We start from the raw sequence: 13,740 nt of genomic DNA, 5'->3' as shown, positions 1-13,740 counted from the left end.
GCCATCGGGTTCCGGGGCCGCGCACTCGGCCTCGGAACCCGTCTCCACCAGCGCATTCGCGTGCGCGGCAGCTCGGCCGCGCCCCGCTCCCGACCCTCGACGGAGGCTGATCCGCCATGTCCGCAACCCTGCTCGGCAGCGTCGCCCGCACCACCGTCCCGCAGACGGCGCTGCGCCGCTTCCTCGCCCTCGACTCCGTGGTCACCACGGCGAACGGCCTCGCGTACGCCGCCTTCTCCGCCCCGCTCGGCCGGTTGCTCGGCGTCGGCCAGGCCACCCTGCTCGAACTCGGCCTGTTCCTGACCCTCTACGGGGCCGGCGTCGGCTGGCTGGCTTCGCGCCGCCGTCCGCCGGTCTTGGCGGTGAAGGGCGTCATCGAGGCCAACTGCGCCTGGGTGGCCCTCAGCCTGGTCTCGCTCTTCCTCTGGGAGGCCCCCACCACGGCCGGCCTGGTGTGGATCCCGGCGCAGGCCCTGACCGTCGCGGGCTTCGCCCTCCTCCAGCAGCTGGCACTGCGGCAGACGGCCTCAGGGCCCCAGTGAGCGCAGGTACTTCACCGTCGCCGCGTCGGCCGGCAGCAGGGTCTCGATGGCCAGCTCGGCGACGGTCACGTCCATCGGCGTGTTGAACGTCGCGATCGAGGACACGAAGGACAGCAGGTGCCCGTCGTGCTCGATCACCAGCGGCAGCGCGATGTACGGGACGGCCTCCTCGGGAGCGACGTCCCCCGGCCGGTCGGCGACCGGGTAGGCGGACACCTCCTCGTACAGCGCGCGCAGCGGCGCGGAGCGGGCCAGCGCGATCTGCCGCTCCATCTGCGCCAGCAGATGCCCGCGCCACTCCGCGAGGTTGCGGATCCTGGGGGCCAGGCCCTCCGGGTGCAGGGTGATCCGCATGGCGTTCAGGGGCGGGGTCAGCAGGTGCTCCGGCAGGCCGTCCAGCAGCATCGCGATGCCGCGGTTGGCGGCGACGACCTGGTAGGTGGCGTCCACGACCAGCGCCGGATACGGCTCGTAACCGGTCAGCAGCCGCTCCATGCCCTCGCGCAGCCCCGCCATGGAGGGGTCGTCCAGCGGGGTCTGCCCGTAGTGCGGGGCGTAACCCGCCGCGAGCAGCAGGGCGTTGCGCTCGCGCACCGGCACGTCGAGGCGGTCCGCGAGGCGCAGGAGCATCTCCTCGCTCGGCCGGGACCGGCCGGTCTCGATGAAGCTGATGTGGCGGGAGGAGGAGTCGGCGCGGCCGGCCAGCTCCAGCTGGCTGATGCCGCGCCGCTCGCGCCAGGTACGCAGGAGGGCTCCGACGGGCGGGGTGGTGGTCATGCCCACGACGGTAGCCCAGAGGGGTCAGCCCAGGTCGAAGGCGTTGCGCAGGCCGAGCCGGTAGCGCCACAGGTCGTGCCGCTTGAAGGACTCCACCTCCGGAGCCCGGTACATCGGCAGGACTGCGCACCGCTCGGCCTTCGAACCGTCCCTGTCCAGGAGGGCGTTGACCGCGGCCCGGGCCGAGGCGTTGGCGCCCTCCATCGTCGCCAGGTCGATGTCGACGGCCACGTAGTCCCCGCTGAGGAAGAAGTTGGGGACCCGGGTGTCCGCGCTCGGCCGGTTGTGGAAGGTGCCGGTGGGGTGGATCAGCAACTGGTCCTGGTTGGTCGGGTTCGGGGTGCCGAGTCCGTCCACCCCCGGGTCCAGGAACCAGGAGTGCAGGGTGCGGTCCGTCAGCAGCGTCCTCCCGGTGTCGTTGAGGGAGGCCTTCAGCTGCGCCCACACCTCGCGGGCGACCTCGTCGCGGGTGCACTGCTTGGCCGTCTTCCCGTACAGGATCCCCTGCTTGTCCCAGTCCGAGATGTCCACCGACAGGCAGTCCACCGCCACCCCGTCGCCGTAGTCGGCCGGGAAGTCGCGGGCCGGCCAGTGCTCGGCCTGCTGGATCGCCGTCAAGGACCAGGGTGAATCGATGCAGTTGAGGTGCCCGTGGACGAGGGGTGCGCGCTCGGTGAGGTAGAACTGGATGCCGGTCATCCAGTCGGTCTCCAGCCGGTCGCAGCGGCCCAGCATCGGGTCCGCGGCCCGCAGCCCCGCACTCCAGGTGCGCCGGGCGTGCTCGACCGGCAGCGCGCTGACGTAGTGGTCGGCGGTGACGGTCTGCCGGGCCCCCGCCGGGTCCAGGACGGCGACCCCGCTCACGCGGCCGTTCCCGTACTGCACCTCCTGCACAGTCCAGCCGATCCTGAACTGCACACCGAGGGAGCGCAGATGGGCCTCCCACGGGTCGATCCACGCCTCGTTGGTCGGCAGGTTGAGGATCCGGTCCGGCGGCCCGTCCGCGCCGCGCCCCAGGGCGTTGAAGACGAAGGCCTCGCCCAGGGCGCCGACGGTACGGGTGGACGCCTCCTCGGCCTTGGTCGCGACGATGTTGCGGGTGATGCCCACGGCGAGGATGCGCTGGTACTCGTTCGACATCCGGGCGGCCCGTACGAACTCCCACCAGGGGGTGTGCTCCCAGACCTCGTTGCGGCGCTCGTCGCAGCTGGTGAGGAAGACCAGCACGCGGTCGACGAAGTACGCGGTCTCGTGCGGCGGCAGCCGGACGAGTGACTGCAGGATGCCGGTCAGGGCGCGGCGGATCTCGTCGGGCGTCAGCTCGGCGGGGGAGTGGCCGGGCCAGGGGATGGGCGCGCGCAGGTCCTCGCGGCCGCCGGCCCGGGCGAACATCATCTCGGGCGGGGCGACGAGGTTGTCCCACACGCCGTGGGCGTTGCCCGGGAAGGGGATGCGCCGCATGGTGTCGGGCAGGTTGTGGTAGATGCCCGGGATGAAGCGGAAGCCGTGCTCCGCGGGCAGCGGCCGGCGCCCGCCGCGGGCGCTGCCGGGGACGTCCATGCTGCGGGCCTTGCCGCCGAGCGCGCGGCGCTCGTAGACGGTGACGGCGTAGCCGCGCTCGGCGAGTTCGTGGGCCGCGGTGAGCCCGGCGACCCCGCCGCCGAGGACGGCGACGCGGCGGCCGGTGGCCTTCGGTGCGGGGGACTGGGCCTGGGCCTGGGCCCGGGCGGGAGCGGCCAGGGCCCCGGATGCCCCCAGCGCCCCGGCGGTGGCCGCCGCCCCCGCGCCCGCGATGAACGTGCGCCTCGAACTGCCCGTGCGCGTCATGAGGAAGCCCCTTCGGATTCGTCGGCAGGCTGTGCAATACCGGCGGTTGCATTACCGGCGGTAACAGTCACGTCCGGCGCAGGAGCATAAGGGCGACGCCGTGGACCCGGAAGGCGCTGAAATACCCACACGCACTATGGCGCGAAACGTTTCCTCCGGTGTGCGCTGTGGGAACCTTGACCCCACGTCAGAAGTCGGGCCCGAACGGTGAAGGAGCATGCCGATGGCAGACGAGCCGCTTTCGCAGAAGGAGATCGAGGACCGGTTGCGGGAACTCCCCGGCTGGGCCTTCGAGGACGACCGGATCAGCCGCACCTACCGGCTGGGCACCCACTTCGCGGCGAGCGCCCTCGTCGCCCACATCGCCGCGGTCCAGGACGAGTTGAACCACCACTCCGACCTCACCCTGGGCTACAACACGGTCCGGGTGTCGGTGAACACGCACAGCGCCGGCGACTCCGTCACCGGCGCCGACTTCGCGCTCGCCGAGCGGGTCGAAGCCCTGGCCCCCGCCCACGGCGCGAGCTGACACCGGCGGCCGGGGGTCACGGGCGTGTGCCCGTGCCGGGGAGGACCGGCTCCAGGCGCCACCACTGCGACGGCGAATCGGTGTCCTCGCACTGGCGGGCCCGGCCCTCCTCGTCCCCCTCCAGCGGCAGCCCGCTGATACAGGCGATCAGGGACACCACACCGGGATCGTCGAGGTGCTCCTCGACGATCCACTCCTGCGCGCCGAACGCGTTCGGCCGCCACACCTGGACCCGGGTGCCGCTCTCCGTCGACGCGTTCGCGACGTCGAGCCGCTTGTCGTTGTGCACGCTGACGACGTGGACGATCCCGCCGCCGCTGTGCACGGGCGAGATCCGCCACTGCCGGGCGGCCGGGGGCGCGGCCGGATCCTCGGGCCCCAGGTGCACCCGCGTGCCGCCCTCCAGCTGGAGCAGCAGACCGCTGGCGACGTTACGGATCAGGTAGACCCCGTCGGGCAGGCTCATCCGCGGCTCAGACGTCGAAGACGGCCGGGTCCGGCCCGATCCGCCCGGCCGAGGAACCCCTGCCCAGCGCGTCCAGCGCGGCGAGATCGTCGGCGTCCAGCTCGAAGCCGAAGACGTCCAGGTTCTCCCTGATCCGCGACGGGGTCACCGACTTCGGGATCACGATGTTCCCGAGCTGCAGGTGCCAGCGCAGTACCACCTGGGCGGGGGAGCGCCCGTGCCGGGCGGCGGCCTCGGCGACGGCCGGAAGCGTCAGCAGCTCCTTGCCCTGGCCGAGCGGGGACCAGGCCTCGGTCGCGATGCCGAGCCGGGAGTGCAGGGCGCGCAGCTCGGGCTGCGGGAAGAGCGGGTGCAGCTCGATCTGGTTCACGGCCGGGACCAGCGCACTCTCGGCGCCGAGCCGCTCCAGGTCGGCCGGGCGGAAGTTCGACACGCCGACTGCGCGGGAGCGGCCGCTCTCCGCGATCTCCTCGAAGGTCTTCCAGATCGTGAGGAAGTCGTCGCGCATCGGGCGCGGCCAGTGGATCAGGTACAGGTCGAGGTGGTCGAGGCCGAGCTTGGCGAGGGAGTCGTCGAGCGCGCGCAGCACGTCGTCCCGCTTCCAGGTCCGGGAACGCCCGTTCCACAGCTTGGTGGTGACGAAGAGCTCCTCGCGCGGTACCCCGGAGGCGGCGATCGCCTCGCCGGTGCCGGTCTCGTTGCCGTAGGCGGCCGCCGTGTCGATGCTCCGGTACCCCGCCTCCAGCGCGGCCCCGACCGCCTGCGCGGCCTCGGAGTCCGGGATCTGGAAGACTCCGTACCCGAGCTGGGGCATGAGCGTGCCGTTGTTGAGCCGGATGGCGGGGACGTCGTTCACGTCTGGCTGTTCCCTCGGATCGACGGACTGGGTACGAGGGGCGACAACCCGCCGCCCCGGCGAGCGTATTCCCGCCGTGGCGGCGCACCGGGGCCGGACACACCGTCAGGACGTCCCCAGATAGGCCTCCCGGACGAGCGGATCGGCACGGACCTCGGCGGGGGTGCCCTCGGCGAGGACCGTGCCGAGGTCCAGGACGACCACCCGGGTGCACAGGTCCATCACGAAGGCCACGTCGTGCTCCACCAGCAGCACCGCGCACCCCTCCTGCCCGGCCAGCCGCCGCACGACCGCCGCGAGCTGCTCGCGCTCGGGCGCCGACAGCCCGGACGCGGGCTCGTCCAGCAGCAGCACGCGCGGCGGATCCGCCACGGCGCGGGCCAGCTCGACCATCCGGGCCTGACCGACCGGCAGCCCGCCCGCGTACGCCGCTCCCAGCGCGCCGATCCCGCAGGAGACGAGCACCTGCTCGCCCTGCTCTCGACGCTCCCGCTCCCGGCGGCGCCGGGCCGGGGAGCCGAGGAGGTCGGCGGCGATCCCGCCCCCGCCCCCGCGCCACTCCTGCGCGACGAGCACGTTGTCGGCCACGCTGAGCTGCCCGAACAGCTGCTGCCGCTGAAAGGTCCGGCGCATCCCGTGCCGGGCCCGCCAGACCGGGGAGCGCCGGGTGATGTCCGCCCCCTCGAGCAGCATCCGCCCCTGGTCGGGCCGCCGGATCCCGGACAGCACGTCGAACAGCGTGGTCTTCCCGGCCCCGTTCGGCCCGATCAGCCCGCACACCTCGCCGGCACGGACCCCGAGGTCCACCCCGGTGAGCGCCTTCACGCCGCCGAACCGGACGCTGATCCCGGCGCCCTCCAGGACGTAAGGCCCCGTCATCGCGCCATCCCCAGATAGGCCGCGGTGAGCCGGTCGGCCTCCACCTCGGCGCGCGGACCGCACCAGGACACCCGGCCCTGGGAGAGGTACGCGACGGTGTCGGCGACACCGAGGATCCCGGCGGCCTTCTCCTCGACCAGCAGCAGTGCGGTCCCGGCGTCCCGCAACTCGGTCAGCAGCGCGTACACCTCCTCCACGACGCGGGGAGCGAGCCCCAGCGAGGGCTCGTCGGCGATCAGCACCTCGGGCGGGCGCTGCAGCAGCGGCGCGAGGGCCAGCATCTGCTGCTCCCCGCCGGACAGCGCCCCGGCGGGGACGCCCCGCCGCTCCCCGAGCCGGGGGAACCGGTCGTAGACGGCGGTCCGCGCGTCCGCCTCGCGGAGGTACAGGGCGAGGTTCTCCTCGATGGTCAGCGCCGGGAAGATGCCCCGCCCTTCGGGGGCGAGCAGCACCCCGGACCGGGCGCGCCCCACGGCCCGCTCGCGGGTGACGTCCCGCCCGCGTACGAGGACCGCTCCGTTCACGGCGTCGACCAACCCGGCGGCGACGCGGCACGCGGTGCTCTTCCCGGCCCCGTTCGGCCCCAGCACGGCGAGGATCTCGCCCTTCCGGACGGCGAGATCGACCCCGTGCAGTACGAGGCCCCCGTCGTACCCGGCGGTGATCCCGCGCAGCTCGAGGGCGGCCGCCGCCCGGTCGTGCCCTGCGGGGCCTTCCCCCACCCCGCCCCGGACCCCGTACGTGCGCTGCGCGCCCACGGCCTCGGACGCAGCCCCGGCGGCTCCCACGGGCTCGGCGACACCGGCACTCCCCGCGGGCTCGGCAGCACCGGCCGCCCCGTCACCCCCGCCGGAGGCACCGGCCCGCCGCTTCGCCAGCCGCACCGGAACGGCGGCGCAATACCCGTCCGGATCGTTGGCCAAGGCCAACCCCGCCAGGCCGAACAGGATCACCGGCAGGTGCGCGGACTGCGTCACGTAGTCGGACAGCAGCCGCGGGGCCACCGCGAACACCACCCCGGCCACCACCACGTACTGCGGCCGGCGAACCCCCGCGGCCACCGCCACCGCCAGCCACACCAGCCCGGTCATCGCCGTGAAGTCCGTCGCCGTGATCCGGGTGTTGTACGACGCCACCAGCACGCCCCCGAACCCGGCCAGCCCCGCCGACAGCGTGAACAGGAGCAGCTTCGTACGCAGTACGGACACCCCCGAGGCCAGCGCCGCCGCCGGCGCCGAGCGCACGGCCAGCGCCGCCCGCCCCGACGGCGAGTTCCGCAGGGCGCTCAGCCCGGCCGCGCACACCGCGACGACCACCACCAGCGCCACCCCCAACGCCCGGTCGTCCCCCAGGTCCACCGGTCCGAACACCGGCCGCGGGACCGACCACCCGGAGTCCCCGTTCCGCAGCCACCGCAGCTGGAACAGCACCTGGTCCGCGAGGAACGCCAGCGCCAGCGTCGCCAGGGCCAGCGTCCGTCCGCCCAGTCGCAGCGCCGGCAGTGCGACCAGCGCCCCGAGCACCGCAGCCACGCACGTCCCCACCGCCAGCGCCGCCACGAACGGCCAGCCCCGGCTCATCAGCAGCCCCGCCACCAGCGCGGCCCCCGTCACGAACGTGCCCTGCGCGAGCGACACCATCGCCCCGAGCCCGGTCACCACGGTGAAGGACATGAACACCAGCCCGAGGGCCAGCCCCTGCGCGAGCAGTCCGCTCCAGAACGGGGTCGTCACCGTGTAGAAGGCCACGCACAACACCCCTGCGGCCGCTGCCCACACCCCCCAGCGCCGTCCCCACGAGGCCCCCGCCAGATGGTCCACGGGCGCCGGGTCCACGGCCGCGGTCCCCGCCGTACGGGTCCGCCGGGTCAGTACGAGCAGCCCGCCGAACAGGATCAGGAACGGCACCGCCGTCCGGAACCCGGTGATCCCCTCGGCGAACGACGCGTACCCGGCCACCAGGTTCTGCAGGACCCCCAGCCCCAGGCCGCCCGCGAACGCGAGCGGTACGGACGCGAACCGCCCGAGCACCGCCGCCGTCGCCGAGACGAACAGGAACAGGGTGAAGTCGTGCGCCGACAGCCCCAGCAGCGGCGTCGCCAGGACCCCCGCCAGCCCCGCCAGCGCGGAGGCGATCATCCACGCCGCCGACGACAGCCGGTCTGCGCTGATCCCGCGCAGCTCGGTCAGCGAGCGGTTGTCGACGGCCGCCCGCAGCTGCAGCCCCAGCCGTGTGTGCCGCATCAGCACCCACAGGGCCACGGCCACGACCGCCGTCACCACCCAGGTGATCAGCTGGTCGGAGTCGATGCCGACGCCCTCCGCGAGCTGCCAGGATTTCGCCGGGCTCGGCCCCACGCCGGGCAGCCCGAACTGGTTCTCCGCGGGTTCCACGGGCGCGCCCGCATCCCCCAGCAGCTCGACGGCCCACAGCCCGGCCGCCGGCAGCGCGACCAGCAGCCCGATCGTGGCCACGATCTGCGCGGTCTCGCCGACCTGCGCCAGCCGCCGGAACATCAGCCGGTCCAGCCCCCACCCGAGCCCGGGGGCCAGCACGCACACCACCAGCAGGGCCGCGGGGACCGCCGGCCACCCCAGCCCGGAGTGCACCTCGTAGAAGGTCAGCGCGCACAGGTAGGCGGTGGCCCCGTGCGCGAAGTTGAACAGCCCGGACGCCGAGTACGACAGCACCAGCCCGGTGGCGAGCAGTGCGTACAGGGCTCCGGAGACCAGACCGCTCAGGACGAAGACGAGTAGATCTCCCATGGGACCGGGCCTACTTGAAGGGGATCGGCGCGTGGCACTTGAACGGTACGGAGACCTCGTACGCCCCGTTCTTCAGCTGGACCAGTGCGCCGCAGCCGAAGCTGTCCTTCTGCCCCTTGGGCTCGGCCCGGTCGCCGACGAGGGTGCCGGTGTCGGAGAAGCTCTGCGCGGCGTTCTGGAAGTGCGTGACGGTGAGGTCCTTGCCCGCCTTCTGCGCGATGGACACGAACAGGTCGGCGGACATGTACCCGGTCAACATGTGCATGTTCAGGGGCACTTCCTGGCCACCCGAGGCGGCCTTGATGTCCGCCTTGAACTGGGCCATGGCCGGGCTCGCCGACTCGAAGGGCTCGAACTGGAGCAGGACGTGCACCCCCTCGAGGGCCTGCTTGGTGGCGTCCTTGGCGAGCAGCCCCGGGTCGTAGTCGGTGGGGTCGGAGAGCAGGCCCTTGTACCCGGCGCGCTTGAGCGCGGTGAACAAGCCGATGTTGTTGGGCGTCTGCATGACCGAGACGACGGCGTCGGGCGCCTTGCCGTCGTTGCCGGCGAGGATCTCCTTCACGTACGCCGACCAGTCGCTCGGCACCGCCGTCGCGGGTACCGAGGCCTTGGCGTAGGAGACCGTGAACCCCGCGCTCGTGAAGCCCTGCTGGAAGGTGCGGATGCCGAACTTCCCGGCGTCGCTGTCGGTGGCGATGACCGCGACCGACTTGCCCTTGGCCCCGCCGAGGATCCGGGCGATGCCCTCGGGCCAGGTCTGGTTCAGGGTGCCGCCGGGGGAGGGGACCAGGCAGCCGTTGAACCCGTAGATGTACTTGGGACCACAGAAGGAGGGCAGGGTGCCCCAGCCGAAGGTGGGGACCTTCTCCTGCTCCAGGAAGTCGGCGCCGGAAAAGGTGACCGAGCTCATCGGGGAGATCGCGAAGACCTTGTCCTGCTGGACGAGCTTGCGGGCGGCCGCCATGTTCTTGGCGGGGTCCTGGCCGTCGTCCTCCGCGCCCAGGTACTCGATCGTGCGCCCGTGGATCCCGCCCTCGGCGTTGGCCCTCAGGTACCGGGCCTTGGCCCCGAGGTCGGTGTCCTTCTTGCTGTAGCCGCTGGCGCTGGTCATGGAGACGATGCCGCCGACCTTGATCGACCGGTCGGTCACCCCGCGGAAGTTGGCGGCAGTGCCCGCGTCGGGCTTGCCGGGGGAGCTGCTGTTGGAGGCGGAGTTGCAGGCGGAGACGAGCGCCAGGGCCGCCGCCGCGGCGGCCAGGGTGCGGATCGGTCGCAACATGTGTGGGATCCCCTCCGGTCGGAATCCCCGCATTCTGTGGGCGACCTGACGGATCGTCAATATTGCTGACGAAGTGAAGTGACGCATCGTCAGTCAACTGGTGCCGGGCCCGTCAGGGCTGGTAGAGGGCCGCCACCTCCATCGCGTACGCCTTCTCGATCGCCCGCCGCTTCAGCTTCAACGAGGGCGTCAGCAGTCCCTGTTCCTCCGTGAACTGCTCCGCCAGCACCCGGAAGGTGCGGATCGCCTCGGCCTGCGAGACCAGGGTGTTCGCAGCCACCACCGCCCGCCTGACCTCCGCCGTCAGATCCGGGTCGTGGACCAGCTGCGCCGCGGGCATCTGCGGGCGGCCGCGCATCGACAGCCAGTGCGCGATCCCCTCCATGTCCAGTGTGAGCAGGGCGGCCACGTACGGCCGGTCGTTGCCCACCAGCACGCACTGCGCGACCAGCGGATGCGAACGCACCCGCTCCTCGAGCGCGGTCGGCGAGACGCTCTTGCCGTTGGAGGTCACCAGGATCTCCTTCTTGCGCCCGGTGATGGTGAGGTACCCGTCCTCGTCCAGCCGCCCCAGGTCGCCGGTCGCCAGCCAGCCGCCGCGGAGTACCTCCTCCGTCGAGCGCGGGTCGTTGAGGTACCCGCTGAAGATGTGGCCGCCGTGCAGCCAGACCTCCCCGTCGTCGGCGATGTGCACCGTGCTGCCCGGGATCGGCCGGCCCACCGTGCCGTACTTCGTCGCGCCCGGCGGGTTCGCGGTCGCCGCCGCACAGGACTCGGTCAGCCCGTAGCCCTCGAACACCGTGATCCCGGCCCCGTCGAAGAACAGCCCGAGCCGGCGCGACATCGCCGACCCGCCCGACATGGCGTGCCTGACGCGGCCGCCCATCGCCTCGCGGACCTTCCCGTACACGAGCTTCTCGAAGAGCTGGTGCTCCATGCGCAGCGCCGCCGAAGGGCCCGGCCCGGTGCCGAACGCCTTCTGCTCGCGCGCCTCCGCGTACCGCACGGCCGCCTCGACGGCCCGGTCGAAGGGGCCCGTGCGCCCCTCCGCCTCCGCCTTGCGGCGAGCCGCCGCGAAGACCTTCTCGAAGACGTACGGGACCCCCAGTACGAACGTCGGCCGGAACGCGGCGAGGTCCGGCAGCAACTCGGCCGCCGCCAGCACCGGCTGGTGCCCGAGCTTCACCCGCGCCCGGACGGCCGCCACCTCCACCATCCGCCCGAAGACGTGGGCGAGCGGCAGGAACAGCAGCGTGGAGGGCTGCTCACCCGGCCCGGCCTGGAAGACCGACTCCCAGCGGGCCACCATCGTGTCGGCCTCGTACATGAAATTGCCGTGGGTGAGCACGCAGCCCTTGGGGCGCCCGGTGGTCCCCGAGGTGTAGATCACCGTGGCGACGGCGTCGGGCGTGACCGCGGCACGGTGCCGGTGCACCAGGTCCTCGGCGACCCCGCGGCCGTCCGCCACGAGCGCCTCGACGGCCCCGGCGTCGAGCTGCCACAGCCGCCGCAGGTGCGGGAGCCGCTCGATGACGGACCCGACCGTCATGGCCTGGTCCTCGTCCTCGACGACGCAGGCGGTGCAGTCGGAGTCCTGCAGGATCCAGTGCACCTGCTCGACGGAGGAGGTCGGGTAGACGGGGACCGGCTGGGCGCCGATCGCCCACAGGGCGAAGTCGAACAGCGTCCACTCGTACCGGGTCCGGGACATGACGGCGACCCGCTCCCCGAACCGGACCCCCTGGGCCAGCAACCCCTTCGCCAGCGCGAGCACCTCGGCGGCGAACTCCGCGGACGTCACGTCCCGCCAGACCCCGTCGGTCTTGCGCCCGAGCACCACCCGGCCGGGATCCTCGAGGGCATGCCGGAAGACGGCGTCGGCGAGCCCGCCGACGGGCGCCGCAACAACGACTGGTGGGACGGTGATCTCGCGCATGCCCCGCTCCTCTCCGCGCAGCGCGGCGACGCTACCCCCACGCCTCCCCACGGTTGATCACCGTGAGAAGACCTCCACAAGACCTCCCCAGGGAGGTGGGGAAGGGCCGGCCGGAGGTGCGGAAGGGGCGTCAGGGGGAGACACTCCCCGCGGCGACGGCCCGGAAACGCGCAGCGCCCCGCCGATCGTGCACCGGACGGGAGACGGCGGGACGGGAGACGGCGGGACAGGAGGCAGCGGGGCGGTCCTCAGCGGTTCTCGGCTGCCGGCCCGCCCGGGACGAAGGAGTCCAGCGCCGCGTCGAAGTGGCTCCGCGCCTCCGCGAGCCGGCCGACGGGCGCGGACACCCACACGTCGTACATGCGCCCGTTCTCGTCCCAGCAGACGTCGAAGGTGTGCCGGGCGCCTTCGGCAGCGGTGAACCCGTTCCAGGTGAACTCCCAGAGGGCGGCGGGCAGTCCGTTGTGGGTGGTCGGGACGACCGTGCCGTCGCGGTAGCCGGGGTTGGTGGCCGGGCCGCTCGCGTGCGAGAGCCGCATGACGGCGACCGGCCCGTCGGACACCGCCGGCTTCACCTTGACGCCGATCCGGAACGCCCCGTCCGGCGACGTGTAGAAGACCCGCTCGGCATCGGTGGAGCGCTGGAAGCCCTCGGGCACGGCGAGGCCGAAGCCCGCAGGGTCGGACACCGACCGGTACCCGGCGGGCGCGGGCCTGGCGGCCGCGGGCACCGACGGGGGCGCAGTACGGGCGGGGGCCGCCGTCGGCGAGAGGGTCTGCGCGGGCTTGGCGTCGGCGGCGCCGGCGGAAGCCCGGCTCCATCCGGAGGCGGTGGCGGCGGGCGCCGCCTCCCCTCCGCCGTCCGCCGACCGTCCGCCGAGCTGCGAGGTGACGGCCACGGCGCCGGCGACCGCGACGGCGAACAGCGCGGCGAACAGCCCCGCCCGCAGAGCGGGCCGGGCCCGCCGGGCCGGGGCGGCCGACTGCGGGACGTGCTCGGTCGGCGAGTAGCCGACCGCGGCGCCCCCGCCGGATGCGCGCCCGGTCGGCGGCGCGGTCACCGGACCCGGTGCCGGTACCCGGTCGGCGACGACGACGGGGACCTTGCCCGTGCTCACGTACGCCGACAGCAGCCGCTCGGCCTCCGCCGCCCCCATCCGCCGTTCCGGGAGGCGTTCCAGCAGGCCGCGGATGACCGGAACCAGCGGCCCCGCCTGCGCCGGCGGCCGGATCTCGTCGTACACGACGGCGTGCAGGACCCCGCCGAGCGAATCGCGGTGGAAGGGCGAGCGACCGGTCAGCGCCGCGCACAACAAGGCGCCGAGCGACCACAGGTCGGACTCGGGTCCCGCGACGGCTCCCTGCATGCGCTCGGGCGAGGTGTACTCGGGCGAGCCGACGAACGCGCCGGTCTCGCTGATGGTGGTGGACCCGGCGAGCCGTGCGATGCCGAAGTCGGTGAGCACCACCCGCCCGGTCCCGGCCTCCATGAGGACGTTGGCCGGCTTGACGTCCCGGTGGAGCACCCCGCGCGCGTGCGCCGCGGTCAGGGCGCCGAGCAGGGCCAGGCCGGTCCGCGCGGTCTCGGCGGGGTCCAGCGGGCCTTCGGCGCCGAGCCGGTCGGCCAGCGAACCGCCCTCGACGAGTTCCATGACGATGTGGGGGCGCCCTTCGTGCTCCACGACGTCGTGCACGACGACGACGTGCGGATGCCTGACCTGCGCGACGGTCCGGGCCTCCCGCAGGGCGGCCCTGGAGTCCGCGCCCCCGTCGACGTGGAGCTCCTTGACGGCGACGGGACGCCCGAGGAGCTCGTCGCAGGCCCGCCAGACGGTCCCCATGCCGCCTCTGCCCAATCGCTTCTCCAGGCGGTACCGCCCGGCG

11 protein-coding genes are annotated in these 13,740 nt (G+C 73.3%); 2 read left to right on the top strand and 9 right to left on the bottom strand.

The annotated features are described in order from the left end of the window. The first annotated feature begins 116 nt into the window (after positions 1-116). Complete coding sequence (locus tag AB5J51_RS09620) at positions 117-542, top strand: hypothetical protein (protein WP_369777437.1); 426 nt, start codon at positions 117-119, stop codon at positions 540-542. Here the strand turns inward: AB5J51_RS09620 and AB5J51_RS09615 are convergent. Together AB5J51_RS09615 and AB5J51_RS09610 are read right to left on the bottom strand one after the other, a co-directional pair. Further along, positions 528-1,319, bottom strand: coding sequence for a helix-turn-helix domain-containing protein (locus tag AB5J51_RS09615; protein ID WP_053786591.1), 792 nt, complete (start codon positions 1,317-1,319; stop codon positions 528-530). The genes AB5J51_RS09620 and AB5J51_RS09615 overlap by 15 nt on opposite strands. Before the next feature lie 24 nt (positions 1,320-1,343). Then, positions 1,344-3,146, bottom strand: a complete 1,803-nt coding sequence (locus AB5J51_RS09610; RefSeq protein ID WP_369777436.1) for an FAD-dependent oxidoreductase — start codon at positions 3,144-3,146, stop codon at positions 1,344-1,346. 223 nt (positions 3,147-3,369) lie between these two features. Between AB5J51_RS09610 and AB5J51_RS09605 the strand changes: the two genes are divergently transcribed. Continuing rightward, positions 3,370-3,675: a 4a-hydroxytetrahydrobiopterin dehydratase gene (locus AB5J51_RS09605; RefSeq protein WP_053786589.1), complete on the top strand. Its 306-nt coding sequence runs from the start codon at positions 3,370-3,372 to the stop codon at positions 3,673-3,675. Between the two features lie 16 nt (positions 3,676-3,691). On the opposite strand, the gene AB5J51_RS09600 is transcribed toward AB5J51_RS09605, so the two are convergent. The 7 genes from AB5J51_RS09600 to AB5J51_RS09570 form a co-directional block, all read right to left on the bottom strand. Then, a complete protein-coding gene (locus tag AB5J51_RS09600) occupies positions 3,692-4,141 on the bottom strand; it encodes an RICIN domain-containing protein (RefSeq protein ID WP_053786588.1) in 450 nt (149 codons plus the stop codon). A 7-nt stretch (positions 4,142-4,148) separates the two neighbouring features. Next, entirely contained in the window at positions 4,149-4,997 is an 849-nt protein-coding gene (locus tag AB5J51_RS09595; protein WP_133896420.1) for an aldo/keto reductase, read from the bottom strand. 105 nt (positions 4,998-5,102) lie between these two features. Further along, positions 5,103-5,876, bottom strand: coding sequence for an ABC transporter ATP-binding protein (locus tag AB5J51_RS09590; protein WP_369777435.1), 774 nt, complete (start codon positions 5,874-5,876; stop codon positions 5,103-5,105). Next, positions 5,873-8,641 carry an ATP-binding cassette domain-containing protein gene (locus tag AB5J51_RS09585; protein WP_369777434.1) on the bottom strand — a complete coding sequence of 923 codons (2,769 nt, stop codon included), beginning with the start codon at positions 8,639-8,641 and terminating at the stop codon, positions 5,873-5,875. The genes AB5J51_RS09590 and AB5J51_RS09585 overlap by 4 nt, the downstream gene beginning before the upstream one ends. A gap of 10 nt (positions 8,642-8,651) precedes the next feature. Then, entirely contained in the window at positions 8,652-9,920 is a 1,269-nt protein-coding gene (locus tag AB5J51_RS09580; protein WP_369777433.1) for an ABC transporter substrate-binding protein, read from the bottom strand. A 112-nt stretch (positions 9,921-10,032) separates the two neighbouring features. After that, positions 10,033-11,856 carry a long-chain fatty acid--CoA ligase gene (locus AB5J51_RS09575; protein WP_369777432.1) on the bottom strand — a complete coding sequence of 608 codons (1,824 nt, stop codon included), beginning with the start codon at positions 11,854-11,856 and terminating at the stop codon, positions 10,033-10,035. Between the two features lie 248 nt (positions 11,857-12,104). Continuing rightward, positions 12,105-13,697, bottom strand: coding sequence for a serine/threonine-protein kinase (locus AB5J51_RS09570; protein ID WP_243879260.1), 1,593 nt, complete (start codon positions 13,695-13,697; stop codon positions 12,105-12,107). Positions 13,698-13,740: the final 43 nt, after the last annotated feature.

The sequence above is a fragment of the Streptomyces sp. R33 genome, from assembly GCF_041200175.1.
In the GTDB taxonomy this organism is placed as follows: Bacteria; Actinomycetota; Actinomycetes; order Streptomycetales; family Streptomycetaceae; genus Streptomyces; species Streptomyces katrae_B.
This window is presented reverse-complemented; position numbering and strand designations above follow the sequence as displayed.